Origin of the sequence: Pseudovibrio sp. Ad37 (assembly GCF_001623075.1) — a bacterium.
GTDB lineage: Bacteria > Pseudomonadota > Alphaproteobacteria > Rhizobiales > Stappiaceae > Pseudovibrio.
On sequence record NZ_LMCF01000040.1, the window covers coordinates 1 to 1,653 of the forward strand.

General features: G+C 49.1%; 2 protein-coding genes and 1 tRNA gene. All 3 read left to right on the forward strand.

The features are described from left to right. The first annotated feature begins 546 nt into the window (after nt 1–546). Nucleotides 547–636, forward strand: a tRNA-Ser gene (locus PsAD37_RS09580). Between the two features lie 120 nt (nt 637–756). Next, complete coding sequence (locus PsAD37_RS09585; protein ID WP_153039710.1) at nt 757–1,125, forward strand: DUF6538 domain-containing protein; 369 nt, start codon at nt 757–759, stop codon at nt 1,123–1,125. Further along, nucleotides 1,119–1,463, forward strand: a complete 345-nt coding sequence (locus PsAD37_RS09590; RefSeq protein ID WP_063295962.1) for a hypothetical protein — start codon at nt 1,119–1,121, stop codon at nt 1,461–1,463. Before PsAD37_RS09585 ends, PsAD37_RS09590 begins: the two co-directional genes overlap by 7 nt. The last annotated feature ends 190 nt before the right edge of the window (nt 1,464–1,653 follow it).

The window sequence follows — 1,653 nt, forward strand, 5'->3', positions numbered from 1 at the left end:
AGAATGATACGAATCTTGTCTTCAGTGGAATAGCGCTTTCGGGTCTTGTGCTGGATGTCTTTAACCGCCTTCTCAGCTGCAGCGCTGGCGGTCCTCGTGTATTGCCCCATTGTTCACTCCTAATCTAATGATCATGGGCCAAAACACTCCCTTACTCAAATCAACCGTTCTGTCCATAAGGCGTCGCCGACAAACACTGGTGTTTGGGCTAGGGCAGGCTGCATCGTAAAAAATGCAAGAGCCGCAGCAATCGCACTAAATTTCATTCCTCACCTATGAAAACACATCATACGAGAAAATAGAGCTATCGTCGGCTTATGGTTGTGTCAATCGGTTGGCTGGTCGCGCTTAAGTGCAGGGGAACTCCGCTCTTTTGACCAAACCAAGAACAGAATTGTTTGGGTTTTGTTTGAATTATCCTGCAAATCACGTTTCGTTCCTTGCATGTTCTTGCAAGCACTTACGAATATAGATCGTGGGGAAAAACTGAAAAAAGATCAAAACGGCCTTGAACTACGGTCAGTTAGTGAGTAGTAACCACCTCAAGGACACGTGGCCGAGTGGTCGAAGGCGCTCCCCTGCTAAGGGAGTAGGCCCGGAAGGGTCTCGAGGGTTCGAATCCCTCCGTGTCCGCCATCTTCCCTTTTTTGAAAATACGAATAGATACGCTTAATCAGTAGGTTAAAGCGTGTTGCGCAAAGTGATTTGACACTGGCGGACTAAGCTACATAACACTGCATGTAGGATGGGTAGAATATGGCTCATACGATCAGTCGTGGAATGTACTATTTTGTGAAGCGTGTTCCTAAAAGATATGCGTCTGTCGATCCGCGTTCATGCATCCAGCTCTCCCTTAAAACCGAAAGCCCTGATGTAGCACAAAAGAAGTCTCTCATTATTGAGGAGAGGCTTGTCGCGTACTGGGAGGCTTTGCTTGCAGAAGATCATGAGGGGGCAAAGGCTCACTATGAGGCTGCAGTCAATTTTGCAGAAGTGCAGGGGTATACCTACCTGTCATTGGAGGAGGTTGTTGCAGAGCCTTTAGGTGGCCTGCTCAATCGTATTGAGGTGATCCCTGAGGTGAGCAATCCAAAACAGTTTCTGTTGTTGCTGATGGATTGTTAGGCGGTGCGGATAAGCCGATCCTGAAGGTGTCCAGGCTCTACGAGGAGTATCTGGAACTCACTCCAGATCTGCTTCTGGGAAAGAGTGACGACCAAATCCGCAAATGGAAGAACCCCAGACAAAAGGCCATCAATAACCTGATCACCGTTGTAGGCGACAAAAACGTCCATGAGCTAAGTCGTGATGACGGATTGAAGCTTCGTGAGTGGTGGATGGACCGTGTTGTCGATGAGGGTAAAAAGCCCAGCACGGCGAACAAGGATTTCACGCACCTCTCCAAATGTTCCCCGTCGACGCCTTTGGACAGATCGATTGAATTGAATAAGGGAGTGTTTTGACCCATGATCATGACGACAGGAGTGAGATGTGGGGCAGAATACCAAGACTGCAAGCGTTGCTGCAGAACGCACGGTCATGGATATCCGGCGCAAGGCCCGCAAGCGCTATTCCACTGAAGACAAAATCCGCATTGTACTTGCCGGGTTACGCGGCGAGGACAGCATTGCCGAGTTGTGTAGGCAGGAAGAG